The organism is Rhodococcus sp. NPDC003318 (genome assembly GCF_042879035.1).
Classification (GTDB): domain Bacteria; phylum Actinomycetota; class Actinomycetes; order Mycobacteriales; family Mycobacteriaceae; genus Rhodococcus_G.
Window position 1 is genome coordinate 118,248 of the sequence record NZ_JBIAOU010000001.1, and the last position, 25,235, is coordinate 143,482.

The 25,235-nt window shown below is 73.3% G+C and carries 2 protein-coding genes (1 of these 2 only partly in view); one reads left to right on the top strand and one right to left on the bottom strand.

What is annotated here, in order from left to right:
• Nucleotides 1-351 carry an STAS domain-containing protein gene (locus ACFYVR_RS00610; RefSeq protein WP_387468662.1) on the top strand — a complete coding sequence of 117 codons (351 nt, stop codon included), beginning with the start codon at nucleotides 1-3 and terminating at the stop codon, nucleotides 349-351.
• Here the strand turns inward: ACFYVR_RS00610 and ACFYVR_RS00615 are convergent.
• A protein-coding gene (locus tag ACFYVR_RS00615; protein ID WP_387468663.1) for a non-ribosomal peptide synthase/polyketide synthase crosses the window boundary here: on the bottom strand, nucleotides 348-25,235 show its 3' portion. Its footprint extends 1,869 nt past the window's final position; only the last 24,888 of its 26,757 coding nucleotides appear in the window; its start codon lies beyond the right edge, outside the window; the stop codon is at nucleotides 348-350. The two genes, ACFYVR_RS00610 and ACFYVR_RS00615, sit on opposite strands and share 4 nt — an antisense overlap.

Genomic DNA, 25,235 nt, shown 5'->3' on the forward strand with positions numbered 1-25,235 from the left:
ATGGATTCCACACCCGGCCCCACTCACACCGGCCCCGGAGTGCACCTGGTCGTCGACGTCGAGAAACCCTGCGCGGGATACGCTCTCGTGCGGGTCCTCGGGGATCTCGACGTGACCACCGCGGCGCATCTCGGCTCCCGTCTGGGCGAATGCGTCGTCGATCCGTGCACGATCGTGCTCGACCTGCGTGAGGTACCGTTCGTCGGGTGCGCTGCGCTGTCCGTGATCGACGCCGCCGCCGACTTCCTCCACTCCCGCGGTGAACGGTTGGTCGTGATCTGCGGTCCCCAGGCCCGCCGGGCCCTCGCGGTCAGCGGGGTTGATCGGCGCGTCGCCGTGCTGTCGGTCTAGTGGCTGGTCAGGTACTCGTCGAGCACGGGACCGACGGCGGCGAGGACGTCGGGTTCGATCATCTGGTTGTGCTCACAGTCGATCTCGATCTCGCGGATGCCGCCGGTGACGGCGCCCTCCCACTCCCGCGGGGTGTGCCGGTTCTCGGTGGTGCGTCCGGCGCGGAAGAACAGCATGTCGCCGTCGAAGACGTCGGGGGCGAAACTGCGCATGATCCGCGCGGAGTCGGTGAATCCGGCGTTGATGCGTTGCAGGTGGACGGCGGTCAGGCCGGTGTTCTGGCCGAACGATTCGTCGAGCAGTTCGACGGCCCGGTCGTAGGTGAGGGTCCCCTCGTCGGCGTCGGGTAGGTCGAGGCCGAGCCCGTGCAGCAGTTCGGCGACGGTCAGCGAGTCGGGGGTGTCCTCGTCGAGGTCGACGTAGCTGTCCATCACGGCGAGGGTGGCGACCTGTTCACCCCGCGAGCGCAGTTCGACGGCGATCGCGTGGGCGATGACACCGCCGAGCGACCAGCCGAGCAGGTGGTAGGGGCCGTGCGGCTGCACCGAGACCATCTCCTGGACGTACCGGTGTGCGAGTTGCGTGACGGACGTGAAGCTCGGTCCCCCGCTGATGACGGGCAGTTGCAGTCCGTAGGCGGGGCGGTCGGCGGACAGGTGCCGGATCAGACCGGCGTATCCCCACGACAACCCGATCCCGGGATGGATGCAGAACAACGGGGCCTTGTCACCGCTGGTCCGCAGCGGGATCAGGACGCTCAGCGCCGCGTCGACCGGTGCGGCCCGGCTCGGTTCGTCGACGGCCAGTGCCAGCCCACGCGGGGTCGGGTCGAGGAACACCGCCTGCAGCGGCAGCCGCCGCCCGAGCCGGTCGGCGATCGCGGCGACGAGGCGGGTGGCGACGATGGAGTTGCCGCCGAGGTCGAAGAAGCTGTCGGCGACCCCGACCCGGTCGACGCCGAGCACCTCCTCGAACACCGCGACGACGGCGTGTTCGGTTGCGGTGCGCGGAGGTTGGTAGAGGTCGGCGCGGGTCCCGAAGTCGGGGGCGGGCAGCGCCCGGCGGTCGAGCTTACCGACCGGGGTCATCGGGACGGAGTCCATCACGGTGACCGCGGCGGGCACCATGTGGGCGGGCAGGCGGGCCGCGGCGTAGGCGCGGATCTCCCCCGGGTCCGGGGTGAGTCCGTCGCCGCCGACCACATACGCGGCGAGCAGGGTCGAACCGGACGGCGCGGTGTAGCCGATGGTGGCGGCGAACGTGAGCGCCGGGTGCCCGGCGAGGACCGCGTCGATCTCGCCGAGTTCGATGCGGAAGCCGCGCACCTTGACCTGGAAGTCGCTGCGCCCCAGGTACTCCACGGTGAACCGGCCGTCGCCGGCGCGACGCCACCGCACGACGTCACCGGTGCGGTACATCGTCGTGCCGGGGTCGCCGAACGGGTTGGCGACGAACCGGCCCGCCGTCAGGCCCGGACGGTGGTGGTAGCCGCGCGCGAGTCCCGGCCCCGCGATGTACAGTTCGCCCGGCACCCCCACCGGCACCGGCTGCATCCGGGTGTCGAGGATCATCTCCTCGAATCCGATTGCGGGGCGGCCGATGTCGACGGGTTCGTCGGCGCGCATCGCGTCGCTGACGCTGGCCTGGATGGTCGTCTCCGTCGGCCCGTACCCGTTGAACATGCTGCGCCCGCGTGCCCATTTCGCGACCAGTTCGGGTGGGCAGGCCTCGCCGGCGACCGCGAGCACGGTCAGGTCGTCGAGACCCCGGTCGTCCATCGACGACAGCGCGGTCGGCGTGATGAACGCGTGGGTGACGCGCTCACGGCGCAGCAGGTCGGCCAGCTCGGTGCCGCCGAAGACGGTGGGCGGCACGATCACCACGCGGGCGCCGGCCCCGAACGCCATCATCAGTTCGAACACGGAGGCGTCGAAGCTCGGCGACGCCAGGTGCGAGACCCGCGACTGCGGCGTCACCTTGAACCGGTCGTGTTCCTCCGCGGTGAGGTTCGCGATGCCGCGGTGGGTGATGACGACTCCCTTGGGCAGACCGGTGGAGCCGGACGTGTAGATCAGGTACGCCGGGTGCGCCAGGTGCAGCGGTGTCGTCCGGTCGGCGTCGGTGACCGGTTCGGCGGAGCGCCGGGTGAGTTCGGCGTCCAGGGTGTCGTCGAGGTGGAGCCACGGCACCGTGCCGGGCAGGCGGTCGCGGTGTTCGGCGACGGTCAGTCCGAGGACGGCCGCGGAGTCACGGAGCATGTAGTCGATGCGTTCGCCCGGGTACGTCGGGTCGACCGGGACGAACCCGGCGCCCGCCTTGGCCACCGCCCAGATGGCGAGGATCTCCTCCACCGACCGGGACAGCCCCAACGCGACGAACGTTTCCGGTCCGACGCCGCGCGCGATCAGGGCGCGTGCCAACCGGTTCGAGCGGGCGTCGAGTTCCCGGTAGGTGACCCGGCGGCCCGCGAAGGTCACCGCGACCGCGTCGGGGTCGACCTCGGCCGCCGCCGACAGCAGCTCCGGCCACAGGCGGGGGGTGCCGCCGGCGCGGCCGTGGGCCGGTGCGTACTCGGCGAGTTCGGTGGCGCCGAGGATGCCGATGTCGCCGACGGCGCGGGCCGGGTCGCGGGTGACGGCGCGCAGGATCCGCAGGAACCGTTCGGCGAGGGCGTGCACGGTGCCCGGGTCGAACAGGTCGGTTGCGAAGTCGAACGCGGCGGTCATGCCCGCCGGGTTGCGGTCGTCGTCGAATCGTTCGGCGAGGATCAGCTCGAGGTCCTCCTTCGCAACCCGCGTCGACAGGTCGACGGCCTCGGCGGTCAGTCCGGGCAGGTCGAGCCGCGGCGATTCGGTGTTCTGGAATTCGAGCGAGACCTGGAACAGCGGCGAGTAGGCGGTCGAGCGGGGCGGGTTGAGCTTCTCGACGAGCAGTTCGAACGGCAGGTCGGAGTGGGCGAACGCGTCGAGGTCGACCTCGCGGACGTGGTCGAGCAGTTCGGTGAACGAGGTCGCCGCGTCGATCCGGGTGCGCAGCACCAGGGTGCCGACGAACATGCCGATCATCTCGTCGAGGGCGGGGTCGCCGCGACCGGCGATCGGGGTGCCGATCGCGATGTCGTCGGTGTCGCCGAGCCGGGCGAGCATCAGTGCGTACGCGGCGTGCACGGCCATGAAGACCGTGGCGCCGTGGTCGCGAGCCAGGTCGGTGATCGCGCGGTGCAGGTCCGCGGGGACGGTGAACTCGACGCGGTCGCCGCGCAGCGTCTGCTGCAGCGGACGTGGCCGGTCGGTGGGCAGCGCGATCACGTCGGGCAGCCCGGCCAGGGCGTCACGCCAGTGGTGCCACTGCCGCGCGAGCAGGGACCGCTCGTCGTCCTCGGAGCCGAGCACCCGGTGCTGCCACAGCGTGAAGTCAGCGTACTGCACGGGCAGCGGCGCCCACTGCGGGGTGCGGCCGGCGGCGCGGGCGACGTAGGCGCTCATCACGTCCCGGGCGAGGGTGGCGAGGGAGGCGCCGTCGGCGCTGATGTGGTGTACGACCACGACGAGTGCGTGTTCGCGCGGTGACAGGGTGTACAGGGCCGCGCGGATCGGGGCTCCGGCGGTGACGTCGAAACCGCGGACCGCGAATTCGGTGATCCGGGTGAGCAGTTCCGCCTCGGCGACGTCCTCGATGGCGAACTCCGTGAGGGCCTCGGTGGTCGGGACGACGACCTGGCACGGTTCGCCGTCGACGACGGGGAACTTGGTGCGCAGCGCCTCGTGCCGGTCCAGGACGTCGGCGACCGCGGCGTGCAGAGCGGCCACGTCCAGTTCGCCGGTCAGCCGCACGGCGAGGGGGATGTTGTAGGCCGGGGACGTGGTGTCGAACTGGTTGAGGAACCACATCCGTTGCTGGGCGAGGGAGATCGGGATCCGGTCGGGTCTCGGTCCGGCGGTCAGGGCGAGGCGTTCGATGCCGCGGTCGCTCTCGTCGATGCGGCGGGCGAGGGCACGCACCGTCGGCGCCTCGAACAGGGCCCGGACCCCGACGCTCACGTCGAGTTCGGTGCCGAGGCGGGCGGTGACGCGGGTCGCGACCAGGGAGTTGCCGCCGATCTCGAAGAAGTTGTCGTCGATGCCGATCCGTTCGAGACCGAGGACCTCCGCGAACACGTCGGCGACGGTCCGCTCGAGGTCGGTGCGGGGCGCGGTGTAGGCGGCGGCCACCGGAGCGAACCGCGGGGCGGGCAGGGCCGACCGGTCCAGTTTGCCGACCGCGGTCAGCGGGATCTCGTCGAGCACGGTGATGCTGGTGGGCACCATGTGGGCGGGCAGTCGGCGGGACAGTTCCGCCGTCAGGTCCCCGGGGTCGACGTGGTGGCCGGTCGCGGGCATCACGTATCCGGCCAGTGCGGTGTCGCCGGCCGGGCCGGGGACGGCGAGGGTGACGGCGAAGCCGACGCCGGGATGGGCGGCGATCGCGGTGTCGATCTCGCCGAGTTCGATGCGGAAGCCGCGGATCTTGACCTGGAAATCGCTGCGGCCGAGGTACTCGAGGGTGTACTCACCGCCGTCGCCGTGGGTCCAGCGGACGATGTCGCCGGTGCGGTACATCCGCTCCCCCGGCGCGTACGGGTTGGCGACGAAGCGGGTCGCGGTGAATCCGGGGCGGCGGTGGTAGCCGCGGGCCAGGCCGACGCCGCAGATGTACAGCTCACCGGGCGCCCCGACGGGGACGGGTTGCAGGTGGGTGCCGAGGACCAGTTCCTGCACGCCGCGGACCGGGCCGCCGAGGGTGATCGGCCGGTCCGGCGACATCGGGGTGCTGATGTTCGACATGACCGTCGTCTCGGTGGGCCCGTACGCGTTGTGCAGTTCGCGGCCCGGCGCCCAGCGGGTCACCAGGTCCGGCGGGCAGGCTTCGCCGCCGACCACGACGTGGGTGAACGCGTCGAGACCGGCCGGGTCGACGGTGGCCAGCGCCGCGGTGGTGACGAACGCGTGGGTGACGCCCTCGGCCTTGATCAGGTGCGCGAGTTCGGTGCCGCCGTAGACGGTCGGCGCCGCGAGCACCATCGTGGCGCCCGCGCCGAACGCCTGCAGGTACTCGAACACGGCGCCGTCGAAGCTGGGGGTGGAGAAGTGCAGGGTGCGGGATCCGGGCCGGGCGCCGAAGCGGTCGATCTGGTCGCGGGCGAAGTTGTCGAGGCCGGTGTGGGTGACCACCACCCCCTTCGGGGTTCCGGTCGACCCCGACGTGTAGACGAGGTAGGCGGTGTTGGCGAGGTCGATCGGGGCGAGCCGGTCGGCGTCGGTGACCGGCGCCGAGGACCGGTCGGCGCACCGCTGCGCGAAGTCCGGTGCGTCGAGGTAAAGCCACGGCACCGAGTCGGGCAACCGCCCCCGGTGGGCGGTCGTCGCGAGCCCGACGGTGGCACCGGAATCGGTGAGCATGTGCGCGATCCGGTCGGCCGGATAGTTCGGGTCGACCGGGACGAACGCGGCCCCGGTCTTGGCGACCGCCCACATGCACAGCACCGACGAGACGGACCGGGCGACGCCGACGGCGACGAACGTCTCCGGTCGGGCGCCGAGTTCGATCAGCATGCGCGCCAACCGGTTCGACTCCTCGTCGAGCTGCCGGTAGGTGACCTCGCGGTCGCCCAGTCGCAGCGCGATCGCGTCGGGGTCGATCGCCGCGCCGTCGGTGAGGATCTGCGGCAGGCTGCGGTCGGACCGCCCGTCCGGGCCGGTGACGGGTAGCAGGTCGGCGAGTTCGGTCGCGTCGAGCGCGTGGGTCCGCGCCACCGGGAGGTCGGGCCGGTCGGTCAGCAGCGTGAGCACCCGCCGGACCCGGTCCGCGATCACCGCGACCTCGCCCGCGCCGAAGGCGTCGGAGTACTCGAACTTCAGGTGCAGGCGCGTGTGGCCTTGCTCCGCAACCGATTCCGATGCCACCAGCGCCAACGGGTAGTGCGCCGAGTCGCGTCCGCTGATGCCCGTGACCCGGAGGCCGGCGATGTCGGTGTCCGCGGTGAGGCCGGCACGGTCGACGGGGTACGACTCGAACACGGTCAGGGTGTCGAAGGTGGCGCCGGGGCCGGCGGCCCGCGCGATCGCGGGCAGCCCGAGCAGGTGGTGGTCGAGCAGGGCCGCCTGTTCGGACTGGATCCGGTCGAGGAGGGCGCCGAGCGTCTCGGCGGGGTCGAGGGTGACCCGGACCGGGACCGTCGTGATGAACAGGCCGACCATCTCCTCGATGCCGGGCAGTTGCGGCGGTCGACCGGAGACGGTGGCACCGAACGTGACGTCGCTGCGGCCGGTCAGCGCGCCGAGCACCAGCCCCCACGCCGCCTGGACCACGGTGTTGACGGTGACGCCGCGACTCCGGGCGAGGGCACGCAGGCGCTCGGTGTCCGCACCGGCGAGGGTGACGGCGTACTCGCGGGACCCGGCGGGCGCCGGATCGCCCGGCGCGGTCGGGACGAGCAGGGTCGGGTCCGCCAGGTCGGCGAATCCGGCGCGCCACGCGGCGGCCGATTCCGCGTGGTCGCGGCCGGCGAGCCACTGCAGGTAGTCCCGGTAGGGCCGCACCCGCGGCAGGTTCGAGGAATCCGCGTCGGTCGCGTAGAGGGTGAGCAGGTCCCGCAGGATCAGCGGCGTGGACCAGCCGTCGAGCAGGATGTGGTGGTTCGTCAGCACCAGCCGGTACTCCCCCGGCGCCAGGGTCACGAACAGCATCCGCAGCAGCGGCGGGCGGGTCATGTCGAAACCGGCGGTGCGGTCGGCGTCGAGGAGCGCGGCGAACTCGGCCTCCGCGGCCGCGCGGTCGGTGGCGGTCAGGTCGACCGCCGCCCACGGCAGGGTGGTGTGGCGGGGGATCACCTGGACGTCCGGGTCGTGCAGGAACGCCGCCCGCAGGTTCGGATGCCGGTCCAGCAGCGACTGGCCGGCGCGGCGCAGCCGGTCCGCGTCGACGGCGCCGCCCAGCTCCAGGGTCAGCTGGACGACGTAGGGGTCGACGGTGTGTTCGGCGAGCCGGGTGTGGAACAGCAGACCGGACTGCAGCGGTCCGAGGGACCAGACGTCGGACAGGTCCGGGTAGCGCGCCTCGAGCCGGTCGATCGTCGGCTGGTCGAGGTCGACGAGGTCGAGGTCCGACGGGGTCAGCCCGCCGGCGTCGGGGTCGGCGGCGTGCCGGGCGACGGCGGTGAGCGCGTCGACCCACAGGTCCGCGAGCAGGGTGACCTCCTCGGCGGACAGGACTCCGGTCGGGAAGTCCCAGGTGGCCCGCAGGTGGGGGCCGTCGGGGCCGGTGAGGGTGACGGCGTTGACGTCGAGGACGGTGGCGACGGGCAGATCGGGGCTCGGGGTGTCGTCGAGGTCGATGTCGGAGACGGGCAGCCATCCCGTGCCGGTGTCGGGGACGGAACCGCCGAGCCGGCCCAGGTAGTTGAAGCCGACCTGCGGGCTCCGCAGATCGGACAGCGCCGACTCCCCGGTCGCCGGGTGCCGCAGGAGCCCGAACCCGACGCCGTGGTCCGGGACGGTCAGCAGCTGTTCCTTGACCGCCTTGATCGCGGCGCCCGTGGACGGTCCGGCGTCGAACGCGCGGTCCAGGTCGATGCCCGCGAGGTCGAGCCGGACCGGGTAGAGGGTGGTGAACCAGCCGACGGTGCGGGCCAGGTCGGCGCCCGGCGCCGCGGCCTCCTCCCGGCCGTGGCCTTCGAGCGCGACCAGGGCGTCGGTGTGCGTCTGTCCGCGGTCGGCGCGCCACTGCGTCAACGCCAGCGCCAGCGCGGTCAGCAGGCCGTCGGTGACGGTGCCGTGGAACGATTCCGGCACCGCGGTGAGCAGTTGCTCGGTGACGTCGGCAGGCACCTGAACGCGGACCCGTCCGAGCGTGCCCGCGACGTCCACGGCCGGGTCGAGGGGCCGGCTCCCGAGAACCGGGTCGGGTGCGGCGAGCACCGACCGCCAGTGGTCGAGTTCGGCGCTGCGGTCGGCCGCGGCGAGGGCGTGCGCCCAGGTGCGCATCGAGGTGCCGACCGCGGCGAGGTCGGGGTCGCGGTCCTCCCCGAGGTGGGCCCACGCGATTGCCAGGTCCGGCACGAGGACCCGCCAGGACACACCGTCGACGGCGAGGTGGTGCAGGACGAGCAGCAGACGCCCGGAGCCCCGGGGCGGGTCGAACCACACCGCCTGCAGCACGTTTCCGGCTTCCGGATCGAGCCGGTCGGCGGCCTCGGCGAGCGCGACGGACGCCACCCGCTCGAAGTCGGGGCCGGTCACGGCGCCCACCGACACCCGGGTCAGGACCGCGGCCGGGTCGACGGAGCCGGGCACGGCGACCGTCACGGTCGCGCGGTCGCGGTGCAGCCGGGCCCGCAGCATGTCGTGGCGGTCCAGGACGGCGCCGAGGGTGCGTTCGAGCTGTTCGCGCCGCGCCCCGGCGGGCAGCGTCAGCAGGGCGGACTGCGTGTAGTGCGACAGATCGCCGGCGCCGGCCCGGTCGAGGAACCAGCGGACGATCGGCGTCGCGGGGAACTCCCCCACCCCGCCGCCGGGCAGCTCCGCGAGCACGGGTCCGGTGGCGACGGCGCGTTCGGCGACCGCGGCGAGGGCGGCGACCGACTTGTGTTCGAACACCTGCCGCGGGGTGAGCAGGAGCCCGGCGTCCTTGGCGCGGGCGACCAGCTGGATCGACATGATGCTGTCGCCGCCGAGGGCGAAGAACGAGTCGTCGATGCCGACGTGGTCGATGCCGAGGACCTCCGCGAACAGCGCGGCGAGCACCGTCTCGGTGGCGCTGGCCGGGTCCCGTCCCGCGCCGGCCAGTTCACCGAAGTCCGGTTCCGGCAGCGCGGTGCGGTCCAGTTTCCCGTTCGCGGTCAGCGGCAGCCGGTCGAGTTCGACGAACGTGGCGGGCACCATGTGCGAGGCGAGTTCGCCGGCGAGGTGGTCACGCAGCGCGGCGCGGTCGAGCGCGGCAGCGGGTTCGGGGACCACGTACCCGACCAGCCGGGTCCGTCCCGCGCCGTCCTCGTGGACGGTCGCGACCGCGGCCGCGATCCCGGGGAACCGCAGTGCCGCGGCCTCGATCTCGCCGAGTTCGATGCGGAAGCCGCGGATCTTGACCTGCATGTCGCTGCGGCCGAGGTACTCGAGCCGACCGGCGTGGCTCCAGCGGGCCAGGTCACCGGTCCGGTAGCGGCGCCGGCCGTCCGCGGTGGCGACGAACCGGGCGGCCGTGAGGTCGGGCCGGCCGAGGTAGCCGCGGGAGACCTGGTCGCCGGTGACGTACATCTCCCCGACCACGCCGGGCGGCACCGGCCGCAGGCGCCGGTCGAGGACCGCCACGTGCAGCCCGTCGACGGCCCGGCCCACGACGCTCGCGGAACTCGTCTCCGCGAGCACCGGGTCCAGCGGCAGCCGGGTGACATGGACGGTGGTCTCGGTGATGCCGTACATGTTCACCAGTTCCGGCGCGGACGGGTCGTGGCGGCGGTACCACCGTCCGAGCTGGGCGAAGTCGAGTGCCTCGCCACCGAAGATCACGTACCGCAGGGCCGAGAGCAGGTCCGCGCCACCGGCCGCCCGGTCGGCCTCGGCGAGTTGGTAAAACGCGGTCGGCGTCTGGTTGAGGACGGTGACCCGTTCCCGCTCGAGCAGGTCGAGGAACAGTTCCGGGGACCGGGCGGTGTCGTGGTCGACGACGACGAGGCGACCGCCGTGCAGCAGCGGTCCCCACAGCTCCCACACGGAGAAGTCGAAGGCGTACGAGTGGAACATCGTCCACACGTCCGTGGCGTCGAAGGCGAACGCGTCGCGGGTGTTCTCGAACAGGGTCAGCACGTTCCGGTGCGCGACCTGCACGCCCTTCGGTCGTCCGGTGGACCCGGACGTGTAGATGACGTAGACGACCGCGGCCGGGTCCAGCGGTGCGGTGCGGTCGGCGTCGGTGACGGGATCCGGTGCGGCCGCGCCGATCCGACGGATCACCACCGGGTCGTCGAGGAGCACCGTCGGGACCGCGGAGTGCGGGACCCGATCGGCCTCCGCCGCCACCGTCAGGGTGCACACCGGGTGCGCGTCGGCGAGCATGTACGCGAGCCGGTCGGGTGGGTAGCCGACGTCGAGCGGCAGGTAGCCGGCGCCGGCCTTGATCACCGCGAGCAGCGCGACGATCAGCTCGGCGCTCCGCGGAAGTGCCACTGCCACCAGGGTTTCCGGTCCCGCGCCGCGACCGGCGAGGACCCGGGCGAGCCGGTTGGCGCGGGCGTCGAGCTCGGCGTAGGTCAGCGCAGCATCGGGGGCGGTGACCGCGACGGCGTCCGGGTGGGTGGCCGCCGCGTCGGCGAACAGGTCGGCGAGGGTGCGCGGCGGGGCGACGCGTCCGGGCCGGTTCCACTCGGTGTCCATCACCGCCTGTTCGCCCTCGGTGCACAGGTCGAGGTCGCCGACCGGGCGGTCCGGGTGGGTGGTGAGCGTGCCCAGCAGCCGGCCGAACCGGTCGGCGAGCGACTGGGCGGTGCTCGGGTCGAAGATGTCGGTGGCGTAGGTCAGGGCGCCGCTCATGCCGGCGGGCGCGCCGTCCTCGGTGAACGTCTCCGCCAGGGTCAGTTGCAGGTCGAACTTGGCGACGGGCAGGTCGGGTTCGACCGGGGTCACCGTCAGCCCGGGCAGCCGCAGTACCGGCAGTTCGTTGTTCTGGAACTCGATGAGCACCTGGAACAGCGGGGTGTGGCTGGTCGAGCGGTCGCCGGCGAGGGCGTCGACGAGCACCTCGAACGGCAGGTCGGTGTTCTCGAACGCGGTGACGTCGCGGGCCCGCAGCGCTGCGATCAGGTCCCGGAACGAGTCCTCCGGGGGGACGGGGCTGCGCAGCACGAGGGTGCCGACGAACATGCCGACCATCTCGTCGAGCGCGGCCTCCCCGCGGCCCGCGACCGGGGTGCCGACCGCGAGGTCGTCGACGCCGCTGATCCGGGCCAGCAGCACCACCAGGGCCGCGTGCATCGTCATGAACATCGTCGCGCCGCGGGAGCGGGCCAGGTCCGCGAGCGCGGTGTGGGTGTCGGCGTCGATCCGCAGCGGGATCCGGGCGCCGTGCAGCGACCGCTGCACCGGCCGCGGCCGGTCCGTCGGCAGCGGCAGCACCTCGGGCAGGCCCGCGAGTTCCCGTGTCCAGTGGTCGAGTTGGCGCGCGAACCGGGACCGCGGGTCGTCGGGATCGCCGAGCAGGCGTCGCTGCCACAGCGCGAAGTCGGCGAACTGCACCTCGAGCGGGACGCGTTCGGGGACGCCGCCGAGCCGCCGGATCGCGTAGGCGGCCATCACGTCCCGGGCGAGCGGCGCCATGGAGAAGCCGTCCGCGCAGATGTGGTGCACGACGATCGTGAGGACGTGCTCGCGCGGTCCGGTGGTGAACAGGGCCGTCCGGATCGGCACCGCCGCGGTCACGTCGAAGCCGCCCGACACGAAGTCGGCGAGCCGGTCGGTCAGCTGGTCGTCGGTCACCGGGTGGACCTCGAGACCGACGGTCTCGGGCACCGCCAGGACGACCTGTTCGGGTTCGCCGTCCGGGCCGAGCGGGTAGACGGTCCGCAGCGACTCGTGTCGTTGCGCGACGTCCCGCAGGGCCGCGGCGAGCGCGTCGACGTCCAGGTCGCCGGAGAGCCGGACCGCGAGGGGAATGTTGTAGGCCGGGGATTCGGGGTCGAACTGGTTGAGGAACCACATCCGCTGCTGCGCCGGCGACAGCGGCAGCCGCGCCGGCCGGTCGCCGGCGACGAGCGCGGGCCGGCCGGTGCCCGCGGCGACCCCGGCGGCGTCCCGGGCCACCGCGCGGACGGTCCGCGCCTCGAACAGGGTCCGCACGCCGACGGTGGCACCGAGCGTGGCCCCGAGCCGGGCCGCGACGCGGGTCGCGATCAGCGAGTTGCCGCCGAGGTCGAAGAAGTCGTCGTCCGCGCCGACGCGGTCGACGCCGAGCACCTCGCCGAACAGGTCCGCCACGGTCTGCTCGAGTGGGGTGGCCGGCGGGGTGTACTCCGCGGTGAGGGTCGCGAGGTCCGGGATCGGCAGCGCGGCGCGGTCCAGCTTCCCGACCGGGGTCAGCGGGATCTCGTCGAGGACGGTGACCGTGTCCGGAACCATGTGCCCGGGCAGGCGGTCGCGGACGAACGCGCGGATCGCGGCGGGAGTGGGTCTCGGCTCGCGGGTGGTGACGTAGGCGGCCAGGTGTGTGCTCTCCCCGACCCGGTGCGCGAGGGTGACCGCGAAGTCCACGTCCGGGTGGGCTGCGACGGCCGAGTCGATCTCGCCGAGTTCGATGCGGAAGCCGCGGATCTTGACCTGGAAGTCGCTGCGGCCCAGGTATTCCAGCTCACCCGAGTCGGTCCACCGCACGAGGTCGCCGGTGCGGTACATCCGCTCCCCGGGTTCCCCGAACGGGTTGGCGACGAACCGGCCCGCGGTGAAGCCGGGCCTGCGGTGGTAGCCGCGCGCCAGGCCCGGCCCGCACAGGTACAGCTCGCCGGGTACGCCGGCGGGTACCGGTTGCAGCCGCGGGCCGAGCACCAGTTCCGACGACCCGAGGACCGGACCGCCGATGCTCACCGGTTCACCGGGCGCCAGCGGGTCGCTGATGTCGGCCATGATCGTCGCCTCGGTCGGCCCGTACCCGTTGAAGAACCGGCGCACCGGGTCGGCGGCCCAGCGGGCGACGAGTTCCGGCGGGCACGCCTCGCCGCCGACGAGCACGGCGGTGAACTCGCCGAGCCCGGCCGGGTCGACGGTCTCGAGCCCGGCGGTGGTGACGAACGCGTGCGTGACGTGCTCGGCGGCGATCAGCCCGGCGAGTTCGGCGCCGCCGTACACGGAGGCGGGCGCGATGACCATCGTCGCCCCCGTCCCGAAGGCGAGCAGGTAGTCGAGGACGGCGCCGTCGAAGCTCGGGGACGCGAAGTGCAGTGTGCGACTGTGCCGGTCGGGGCGAAGACGCTGCTCGAGTTCGTGGGCGAAGTTGTCCAGGCCGCGGTGGGTGACGACCACACCCTTGGGTACGCCGGTCGACCCCGACGTGTAGATGACGTACGCGGCGTCGTCGAGACGCAGCGGGGTGCACCGGTCGGCGTCGGTGACCGCGGCGGCCGGGACCGACGCGAGCACGTCGGCGGTGTCGGGGTCGTCGAGGACGAGCCAGATCACCCGGTCCGGCAGGAGTTCCCGGACGGCGCCGACGGTGACGCCCAGGGCCGCACCGGAATCGGTGAGCATGTGCGCGACCCGCTCCGGCGGATAGTGCGGGTCGACGGGCACGAACGCGGCGCCGGACTTGGCGACCGCCCACATCGCGGTGACCGAGTCGATCGACCGGGCCAGGCACAGCGCGACCGCGGTGTCCGGGCCGGCGCCGTGCGCGATCAGCACCCGGGCCAGTCGGGTCGACGTCTCGTCCAGCTCCCGGTAGGTGACCGACCGGTCCCCGTACCGCAGGGCGACGGCCTCCGGGTCGACGGCCGCGGCGTCGGTGAGGATCTGCGGCAGTGTCCGGCGGGGCGTGGCGGCGGCGCCGCGGGCGGGCACGAGATCGGATTCCTCCTCGGCGGACAGCAGGCGCAGCCGCGTCAACGGCAGGTCCGGGTCCTCGACCAGGGTGGTGAGGACCCGCGCGACCCGGTGCGCGAGCCGGCGGGCGTGGTCGGGGTCGAACAGTTCCGGGAAGAACTCGACCTTCAGGGTCAGGGCGTCGTCGTCGGAGGCGATCAACGCCAGCGGGTAGTGCGCCGCGTCGGCGGTGTCGTGGATGCCGGTGACGTGCATGCCGGCGATGTCGGTGTCGGCGGTCAGCGCGGCCCGGTCGATCGGATACGACTCGAACACCGTCAGGGTGTCGAACACGGCGCCGGGGCCGGCGGCCCGCACGATGTCGGAGAGCCCGACGTAGTGGTGGTCGAGCAGCGCCGACTGCTCGCCCTGGAGGCGTTCGAGGAGGCCGACGAGGGTGTCGTGCGGGTTCAGGGTCACCCGGACGGGGAGGGTGTTGATGAACAGCCCGACCATCTGTTCGATACCGGGAATCTGCGGTGGCCGCCCGGCGACGGTGCCGCCGAAGACGACGTCGTCGCGTCCGGTCAGCTCGCCGAGGACGATTCCCCACGCCGCGCGGATCATCGTGGACACCGTCGCGCCGCGGTGGCGGGCCAGGTCGCGCAGCCGCGCGGTGACCTCCGGGCCCAGCTCGACGAGTACCTCGTGCGCGTGGGCACCGGCCGCGGTGCCGTGGTCGAGCAGTGTCGGGTCGGTGACGCCGGCGAGCGCCGACTCCCAGGCGTGGACGGACTCGTCGGCGGGCCGCCCGGCCTGCCACGCCAGGTAGTCCCGGTACGGCTGCACCCGCGGCAGGTCCGACGCGTCCCCGTCGGTGGCGTACAGCGTCAGCAGGTCGCGCAGGACCAGGGGCATCGACCAGCCGTCGAGCAGGATGTGGTGATGGGTGAGCACGACGCGGTGTTCGTCGGGGCCGGTGCGCACCATCGTCATCCGCAGCAGCGGCGGGGTGTCCATGTCGAACCCGCGGGCCCGGTCGTCGTCCATCAGCCGGGCCAGCGCACCGTCCCGGCGCTCGGCGCCGACGTCGGTGAGATCGGTGTACTGCCACGGCAGTTCGACGCCGTCGACGACCACCTGCAGCGGTGCGCCGCGGTCGTCGACGGTGAACGCGGCCCGCAGGTTCGGGTGCCGGTCCAGCAGCGCCTGCCCGGCGCGCCGGATCCGGGCGGGGTCCGCGCCGCGCACCGCGAGTGTCAACTGCACGGTGTAGGAGTCGACGGATCGCTCCGCTCCCCCGTCCAGCGCTACCCCGCCCTGCGCGGCCTCGGCGTGGAAGAGCAGCCCGGACTGCAGCGGCGCCAGGGACCAGACGTCCCGCAGTCCGGGGTAACGCTGCTCGAGCCGGTCGATCGTCGGCTGGTCCAGCTCGACCAGGTCCAGGTCGGAGGGGGTGAGCCCACCGGCGTCGGGGGTGGCGGCGTGCCGGGCCAACGCCGCGAGCGCGTCGGTCCACAGCGCGGCGACGGCGCGGACCTCGTCGGCGGTGACGACGCCCGACGGGAACGCCCAGGTGGCGCGCAGCCGCGGACGGCCGCCGACGAGGGTGGTCACCGCGTTGACGTCGAGGACGGACGCGACCGGCATGTCCCGGTTCTGCACCCGCTCCATGTCGACGTCGGAGGTCGGGGTCCACGCCGCGTCGGCGCCGGCGTCCGCCAGGTCGGTGGCGAATCGGCCCAGGTAGTTGAAACTGACCTGCGGGGCGGGATACGCGGCCAGCTCGTCGCCGGCGTCGCGGTCGAGGTACCGCAGCAGCCCGTAGCCGACCCCGCTGTCGGGGATGGCGAGGAGTTGCTCCTTGACGGCCTTGACGGCGGCGCCGGCCGCGCGGCCGCCCGCGAACGCGTCGTCGAGGTCGATGTCGGGCAGGTGCAGCCGCAGCGGGTGGATCGAGGTGAACCAGCCGACGGTGCGGGACAGGTCGGCACCACCGACCACCTGGTCCTCACGGCCGTGCCCCTCGAGCCCGAGCAGCGTGCCGCCGTCGACCGGTTGGCCGTGGTCGCGCCGCCACCGGGTCAGGGCCAGCGTCAACGCGGTCAGCAGGCCGTCGGCGACGCTGCCGCGGTACTTCTCCGGGATGGCCGTCAGGACACCGTCGCTGACGTCGGCGGGCAGTTCCACCGTCACCCGGTCCACCGTCGACTCGACGTCGACCTCGGGGTCGAGCGGCCGCGACCCGATCAGCGGGTCGTCGCCGGTGTGCACGGCGCGCCACAGGTCGAGCTCGTCGCGCCGGTCCGCGGCGACGTCGGCGAGAGCGTGCGCCCACCGGCGCATCGAGGTCCCCACCGGGGGCAGCGTCGGGGCCCGGCCGGCGGCCACGTGCGCCCACGCGATCGCGAGATCGGGTACCAGTACCCGCCACGACACCCCGTCGACGACCAGGTGGTGGACCACCACCATCAGGCGGTCGTCGCCGGACGTCGAGTTCAGCCACACCACCTGCACCATCACCCCGGCCTCGGGGTCGAGCCGGTCCTGTGCGGCGTCGAGGACGGCCAGCGCGGTCCGCGTGTACTCCCGGCTGCCCGGGGCCGACCGGACCGCGACGCGACGCACGCACGTCGCGGCGTCGACCGCACCCTGGGGGCGTACCTCGAGCACGGCGCCACCGGGCGCGGCCTCGTCGATCCGCAGCCGGGCCCGCAGCATGTCGTGCCGGTCGAGCAGGGCCTGCACGGTGGCGACGAGTGGTTCGAGATCGGTCAGGTCGTGCGGTGCCCGCAGCAGCGTCGGCTGCGACATCCGGCCGAATCGCAGTGTCTGCGTGTCCTCCTCGACGCCGCCGCGCCGCAGCAGCCACTGCACGATCGGTGTCGGCGGCATGTCGCCGACGCCGCCGCCGGGCAGTTCCTCGAGGACCGGCGACTCCGCCTCGCAGGTCCGGGCGACCGCGGCCAGCGCCGCAACGGTCTTGTGTTCGAACACCTCGCGCGGCGAGAGGTGCAGACCGGACGCCTTGGCCCGCGCGACCAGCTGGATCGACATGATGCTGTCGCCGCCGAGCGCGAAGAACGAGTCGTCGACGCCGATCTCGTCGACACCGACGCCGAGGACCTCCGCGAACAGCGCGGCGAGCACGGTTTCCGCGGCACCCGCCGGGGCGCGCCGGATGCCGGTGCGGGGCGTGAAGTCCGGCTCGGGCAGCGCCGTGCGGTCGAGTTTGCCGACGGGGCTGACGGGCAGCTCGGTCAGCACCATCAGCGTGGCGGGCACCATGTAGGGCGCGAGCCGGGCCGCGACGAACGTCAGGACCTCGGCGACGTCGACGGTGGCGATCGAGCCGTCCGCGCGGACCGCCGGCACGACGTACCCGACGAGGCGCGGCCGACCCGATCCGTCGTCGCGGGCGGTGACCACAGCGCGGGCGATCGCGTCGTGCCGCAGCAGGGCCGACTCGATCTCGCCGAGTTCGATCCGGAACCCGCGGATCTTGACCTGGAAGTCGCTGCGCCCGAGGTACTCGAGCTCACCGAGGTCGTTCCACCGCACCAAATCTCCGGTGCGGTACATGCGGCCGCCGGTGAACGGGTCGGCGACGAACCGCTCCGCGGTGGTGCCGGGACGGTTCCGGTAGCCGCGGGCGATGGACGGGCCGGTGACGTACAGTTCGCCGGTCACCCCGACCGGGACCGGGTGCAGCCGGTCGTCGAGGACGGTGACGGCGCAGCCGACCGGTGGGCCGCCGATCGTAACCGGCCGGTCCGGGTCCATCGGGCCGGTCACGGTCGCGACGACCGTCGCCTCGGTGGGGCCGTACGCGTTGAACATCTTCCGGCCCGGACGCACCCACTGCCGGACCAGTTCCGGTGGGCAGGTGTCGCCGCCGGTCGCCACGCACATCAGGTCGGGCAGGTCGTCGGCGGCGACGGAGGCCAGTGCGGCCGGGGTGATGAACGCGTGGGTGACCCGTTCGCGGCGGAGCAGGTCGGCGAGTTCGTCGCCACCGACCAGCTGCGGCGGCGCGATCACCATCGTCGCGCCCGCACCGACGGCGAGGAGCAGTTCGAGGATCGACGCGTCGAAGCTCGGCGACGAGAAGTGCAGGGTCCGGGAGTGTTCGGTGATCGCGTACCGGCGGCGCTCGTCCTCCGCGAGATTCGCCAGGCCGCGGTGCGTGACCACGACCCCCTTCGGGACGCCGGTCGACCCCGAGGTGTAGATCAGGTACGCGGGGTGGTCGAGGCTCAGCGCGCCGGTGCGATCGGGATCGCCGATCGCACCGGCGTCCGCCGCGTCGACGGCCGCCACGGTCCGGGGATCGTCGAGGACGACACCGACGATCCCGTCGGGCACGATGCCGCGGTCCCGGTCGAGGGTGATCGTCAGTGCCGCACCGGAGTCCTCGAGCATGTGCAGGATCCGGTCCTGCGGATACCGCGGGTCGACCGGGACGAACGCGGCCCCGGTCTTGGCGACCGCCCACACCGCCGACACCGACGCCGCCGACCGCGGCAGTGCCACCGCGACCACCGTCTCCGGTCCGGCGCCGAGGCCGGCGAGGATGCGCGCCAGCCGGTTCGAGCGCGCATCGAGGTCGCGGTAGCTGCACCGTCCGTCCTCGGCGACCAGGGCGTCGCTGTCGGGCGCGGCGGCGACCGCCGCGGCCAGCAGCTCCGGCAGGGTGGCCTCGGGCACCGGCGGCGGTCCCCACACCGGCGCCAGCGACGCCGCGGTGTCGGCGTCGAGGACCGTCACGTCCCCGACCGGGAGGTCGGGGTTCGCGGTCACGGCGTCGAGGATCCGCACCAGCCGCCGGGCGAACTCGGCGACCGTGTCCCTGTCGAAAAGGTCGGTGGCGTAGGTTAATCCGGCGGAGATGCCGGCCGGGGCGCCGGCGGTGTCGAATTCCTCCGCGCAGGTCAGCTGCAGGTCGTAGTTCGCGATGTCGGTGCCGAGGTCCAGCGCGGACACCGCCAGGGCCGGCAGTTCCAGCCGGGGCCGTTCGTTGTTGCGGAACTCGAACATCACCTGGAACAGCGGCGAGTGCGCGGTGGTGCGTTGCGGGGCCAGCGCGTCGACGAGCCGTTCGAACGGCAGGTCCGAGCGGTGGAACGCCTCGAGGTCGGTCTCGCGGACGGTGCCGAGCAGCTCGGTGAACGACACCTCCGGCGGTACGTGGCTGCGCAGCACCAGGGTGTTGACGAACATGCCGACCATGTCGTCGAGCTCGGGTTCACCGCGGCCGGCGATCGGGGTGCCGACCGCGATGTCGGTGGTGCCGGACGAGCGGGCCAGCAGCGTCGCGAGAGCGGCGTGCATCGCCATGAACACCGTCGTGCCCCGCTCGCGCGCGGTCGCGACGAGACGGTGGTGCAGGTCGGCGTCGAGGACGAAGGGGTACGCCGCGCCGCGCAGCGACTGCTCGGGTGGACGCGGCCGGTCCGTCGGCAGCGGCAACAGGTCCGGGAGCCCGTCGAGGGCCCGGGTCCAGTAGGCCAACTGTTCGGACATCAGGCTGTCCGGGTCCTCGGTGTCCCCGAGGACCCGGCGCTGCCAGATCGTGAAGTCGGCGTACTGCACCGGCAGCGGCGCCCACTGCGGCACCAGCCCGGCGGTGCGGGCCCCGTACGCCGACATCACGTCCCGGGCCAGCGGCGCCATCGAGAATCCGTCCGCGCAGATGTGGTGGACGACGATCACCAGCACATGGTCGTCGGGGGCGCACTCGAACAGCGCCGCCCGCAGGGGCGCCGCGGCGGTGACGTCGAAACCCGTGCCCGCCAGGTCCGCGATCCGCTCGTGCAGCGTCTCCTCCGGCACCCGGGTCGGCGTCAGGTCGGGGGTCACGTCGTCGACCGCGAGCACCTCCTGCGCGGGCGTTCCCCCGGTGAGCGGGAACCGGGTGCGCAGCGCCTCGTGCCTGCCCAGGACGTCGGCGACCGCGGTCCGCAGGGCGGCGACGTCGAGCGTGCCGGCCAGCCGGATCGCCATCGCGATGTTGTAGGCGGGCGAGGTGGTGTCGAACTGGTTGACGAACCACATCCGCTGCTGCGCCAGCGACAGCGGAATCCGGTCGGGCCGCAGTGCCGGCCGCAGCGGGGGGCGGTCCGCGGCCACCGCGGTCGCCGACTCGACCCGCAGCGCCAACGTCGCGACCGTCGGTGCGTCGAAGATCTCCCGGACCCCGATGCCGCCGCCGAGCGCGGCGTTGGCGCGGGCGACGAGCCGCGCCGCGATCAGCGAGTTGCCGCCGAGGTCGAAGAAGTTGTCGTGCACGCCGACCCGCGGCAGGGACAGCAGGTCCGCCACGATCGAGCAGAGGATCTCCTCCACCGGGTTCCGCGGGGCCACGAACTCCGCCGACGACACCAGGAACTCCGGCTCCGGCAGGGCCCGGCGGTCGAGCTTGCCGGTCGCGCCGAGCGGGAACTCGCCGAGCGCGATGATCTGGGCGGGCACCATGTACGCGGCGAGTTCGGCGGCCGCGGTGGCCCGCACCGCGGCCGGGTCGACCTCGGCCCCGGCCTCCGGGACCACATACCCGATCAGCGACTCGCCGGTGATGTCGTCGCGGTGGACGGTGACCACGGCCTGCGCGACGTGCGGCGCCGCGAGCAGTGCCGCCTCCACCTCGCCCAGCTCGATGCGTTGACCGCGCAGCTTGACCTGGAAGTCGGTGCGGCCCAGGTACTCGAGCACGCCGCTGCTCGGTCGCCCGGGGGCACGGCTGGGCCGCTCGAGCCAGCGCACGACGTCACCGGTGCGGTACATGCGCGCACCGAGCTGGCCCTCCGCGGCGGCGAACGGATCCGCCACGAACCGGTCGGCGGTCAGGTCGGGGCGGGCGACGTAGCCGCGGGCCACCTGCACGCCCGCGAGGTACAGCTCGCCGCGGACCCCGACCGGAACCGGGTGCAGCCGCGAATCGAGAACGTAGAGGCGGGTGTTCCACACCGGGGCACCGATCGGCACGGTCGTCGTGTCGGCCGCGGACGTCTCCCAGGCGGTGACGTCGACCGCGGCCTCGGTGGGGCCGTACAGGTTGTGGAGTGCGGCCCCGCAGAACCGACGGAACGCCTGCGCGGTCGACGGCGGCAGCGCCTCGCCGCTGCAGAACACCCGCAGCAGTCCGGCGCAGTCGTCGGGGCGGGCCGCGGACAGGAACGTCGCCAGCATCGACGGGACGAAGTGCGCGGTGGTCACGTGCTCGGACGCGATGACCCGGGACAGGTAGTCGGGGTCCCGGTGACCGTCCGGGGCGGCGATGACGAGCCGGGCCCCGGTCTGCAACGGCCAGAACAACTCCCACACCGACACGTCGAACGTGACCGGTGTCTTCTGCAGCACCACGTCGGTGGCGTCGAGCGGGTAGCTCGACTGCATCCAGCGCAGCCGGTTGACGATGGCCCGGTGGGTGATCGCCACACCCTTGGGCCGGCCGGTCGAGCCGGAGGTGTAGAGCACGTAGGCGAGCGAATCGGGATGCGGGACAGGAAGTTCCACCTCACCGTCGGCGGTGAGGGAGTCGACCTCGAGCGCCGTCACGTCCTCGGGCAGTGCCGCGCGTTCGGCGGCGGTGCACAGCACGCACACCGGCGACGCGTTGTCCAGGACGTGCCGGATACGGGCGGGCGGGTTGTCGGGGTCGAGCGGCACGTACGCGCCCCCGGCCCGCACGACCGCGTAGATCGCCAGCAGCATGTCGTCGGAGCGGCGCAACGCCACCGCCACCCGGGACTCCGGCCCCACCCCCGCCGCGACCAGCGCGCGGGCCATCTCGTCCACGCGGGCCGCGAACTGCGCGTAGGTCCACCTGCGGTCCCCGAAGGTGACCGCGGGGGCGTCGGGGGTGCGGGCGACCTGATGCGCGAACACCTCCGGCAGCGTCTCACCGGGTAGCGGGACGCCGGTGTCGTTCCAGTCCTGGACGACCCGCCGGTACTCGTCGGCTCCGACGACGGGCAGGTCCCCGACGACGGCGGCAGGGTCGGCGACCACCGACTCGAGGATGCGCACGAACCGGTCCGCCATCGCGGACACCGTCGTGTGCTCGAAAAGGTCCAGGGCATAGGAGAACTGGGTCTCGAGCGGTCCGGGCTCGCCGGCGGCGCCGGTGTGTTCCGTCGCGATGACCTGCAGGTCGAACTTCGCGGTGCCCGTGTCGACGTCCTCGATGTCCGCGGTGACGCCGGGCAGGTCGAGGTGCGCGTCGACGGCGGGCTGGAGCACCAGCATCACCTGGAACAGCGGCGAGTGCGCCGTGGTGCGGGTCGGGTGCATCGCGTCGACGAGCACCTCGAACGGCAGGTCGACCCGGCCCATCGCCGCGAGATCGGCGGTGCGGATGCGGTCGAGCAGGTCCGCGAACGGTTCCGCCGCCTCCACGCGTGACCGCAGGACCAGGGTCCCGACGAACATCCCGACCAGGTCGTCGAGCCCGGCTTCGCCGCGCCCGGACACCGGGGAGCCGACCGAGATGTCGGATTCGCCGCTGGAGCGGGCGAGCAGCACGGCCAGCGCGGCGTGCAGCACCATGAACAGGCTCGTCCCCCGCTCGTGCGCGAGATCCTGCAGCCGCGCGTGCAGCGCCGGGTCGAGGGTGACGTCGACGGTGCCGCCGCGCATCGACGCGTGCGGGGGGCGCGGCCGGTCGGCGGGCAGCGACAGCACCTCGGGGGCGCCGTCGAGCGCGTCGGTCCAGTACCGCAGTTGCCGGGCCATCAGGCTGTCGAGATCGTCGGCGGAGCCGAGCAGCTCCCGCTGCCACAGTGCGTAGTCCGCGTACCGGACCGCCAGCGGCGGCCACTGCGGCACGGTGCCCGCCACACGCGCCGCGTACGCGGTCAGGACGTCCCGCGCGAGCGGGCCCATCGAGAGTCCGTCCGCGGCGATGTGGTGCACGACCAGCACCAGGACGTGGGTGGTCGGCGCGAGTCGGAGCAGGCTCGCCCGCAGCGGGGTGTCGGTCGTGACGTCGAAACCGGCCGTCGCCAGCGCGCGGACCCGCGGCCGCAGCACGTCGACGGGAACGTCGACCGGCCTCAGGTCCGGTGCCGCGTCGGCGACCGCCCGGACCACCTGCACCGGCCCGGTGGGGCTGTTCGGGAACACCGTGCGCAGGGTGTCGTGGCGCTCGAGGACGTCACGCAGCGCGGCGGACAGCGCGGTGACGTCCAGCGCCCCGCCCAGCCGGACCGCGATCGGGATGTTGTAGACCGCGGACGTGGTGTCCAGTTGGTTGACCACCCACATGCGCTGCTGCGCCATCGACACCGGCACCGGTCCGGTGTGTTCGCGCCGGGCCAGGGCGGGCCTGCGGGTCGGCCCGGTGCCGGTGGCGTCGGCGCGCGCCGCGAGCGCGGCCACGGTCGGCGCCTCGAACAGGTCCAGGACTCCGAGGGACGTGCCGAGCGCCGCGTTGGTCCGCGCCACCACCCGTGTCGCGATCAGCGAGTCGCCGCCGAGGTCGAAGAAGCTGTCGTCGGCACCGACGCGGGGCACGGTGAGGACGTCGGCGAACACGGCCGCGACGCGGGCCTCGGTGTCGGTGGACGGCGAACGGTACTCGGTGGCGGCGGTGTCGAAACTCGGTTCCGGCAGCGCCTTGCGGTCCACCTTGCCCGCCGGGGTCAGGGGCACCGCGTCGAGCACGACGATCGCGGACGGCACCATGTGCGCCGGCAGGGACTCGCCGGCGTGCGCCAGCAGGGCCGATTCGGTGACGGTGGCACCCTCGGCGGGCACGACGTATCCGACGAGGGCGACGTCACCGGAGGGACGGGCGCGCCCCGCGGTGACGGCGAACGCCACGTCGGGATGATCCTGCAGCACCGCGTCGACCTCGCCGAGTTCGATCCGGAACCCGCGGATCTTGATCTGGAAGTCGCTGCGCCCGAGGTACTCGAGCTCACCGAGGTCGTTCCACCGCACCAGATCTCCGGTGCGGTACATGCGGCCGCCGGTGAACGGGTCGGCGACGAACCGCTCCGCGGTGGTGCCGGGACGGTTCCGGTAGCCGCGGGCGATGGACGGGCCGGTGACGTACAGTTCGCCGGTCACCCCGACCGGGACCGGGTGCAGCCGGCCGTCGAGGACCATCGACCCGCTGCCCCGGGAGGGCCCGCCGATCGTCACCGGCGAGCCCGGCGCCAGCGGCGAACTGACACCGGCCACGACCGTCGTCTCCGTCGGCCCGTACGCGTTGAACAACCGCCTCCCCTGCCCCCACGTCGCGACCAGGTCGGGCGGGCACACGTCTCCACCGGTGACGACGCAGCGCAGGTCGTCGAGGCCGGTCGGGTTCACCGACGCGAGCGCCGCGGGCGTGATGAACGCGTGGGTGACCCGTTCCCGTCGCAGCAGGTCGGCGAGTTCGGCGCCGCCGTAGATCGTCGGCGGTGCGACCACCATCGTCGCCCCCGCCCGGACGGCCATCAGCGTCTCGAGGATCGACGCGTCGAAGCTCGGCGAGGAGAAGTGCAGGGTGCGGGACCGCTCGGTGATGCCGAAGCGCTCGCGGGTGTCCTCGGCCAGGTTCGCCAGTCCGCGGTGGCCCACCGCCACACCCTTGGGCACGCCGGTCGACCCGGAGGTGTAGATCAGGTAGGCGACGTCGTCGATCCGTGCGGGCCGGGCCGGCGGGGCGTCGCCGTCGAGGTCCCGGTCGAGGTCCAACTCGTCGACGTCGATCCAGTCCACCACGTCGGGAACCTGCTCGCGGTGCGCGCGGACGGTCAGCCCGAGCGCCGCCGACGAGTCGGTCAGCATGTGCTCGATGCGATCGGGCGGGTAGTTCGGATCGACGGGCACGAACGCGGCCCCCGAGCGCACCACGGCCCACATCGCCGTCACCGACTCCAGTGAACGCGCAATGGACAGCGCGACAACGGAATCCGGTCCGACACCGCGCCGGACGAGAAGCTGCGCCAGGGCTGCCGCGCGCCGGTCGAGTTCGCGGTACGTCAGCCGCCGGTCCCCGGCGACGACCGCGTCCCGGTCCCCGCCCGCCGCCACCGTCTCGGCGAAGATCGACGCCAGCGTGCGCGGGGGAACAGCGGGCGCACCCCACACCGGGGTCAGGGCCGCCGCCTCCGCGGGCACGACGACGGGGACGTCGCCGCACGCGATCATGGGGTCGGCGACGACCGCGGCGAGGACCTGCTCGAGCCGCCCGACCAGCGCGGGCACGGCATCCGGCTCGAACACCTCGTTGGCGTGGTGCACGATCACCGCGGGGGCACCGGTGGCGGCGTCGGGACGGAACTGCACGATCAGGTCGGCCTGCGTGGGTTCGGACTCGGCCAGCGGGTCCGAGTCGGGCGCGGCGACGGCGATCGG

What these genes read in the sequence shown, in the direction of transcription:
- ACFYVR_RS00610 (WP_387468662.1), top strand. Translation starts at nt 1, where the DNA reads ATGGATTCCACACCCGGCCCCACTCACACCGGCCCCGGAGTGCACCTG.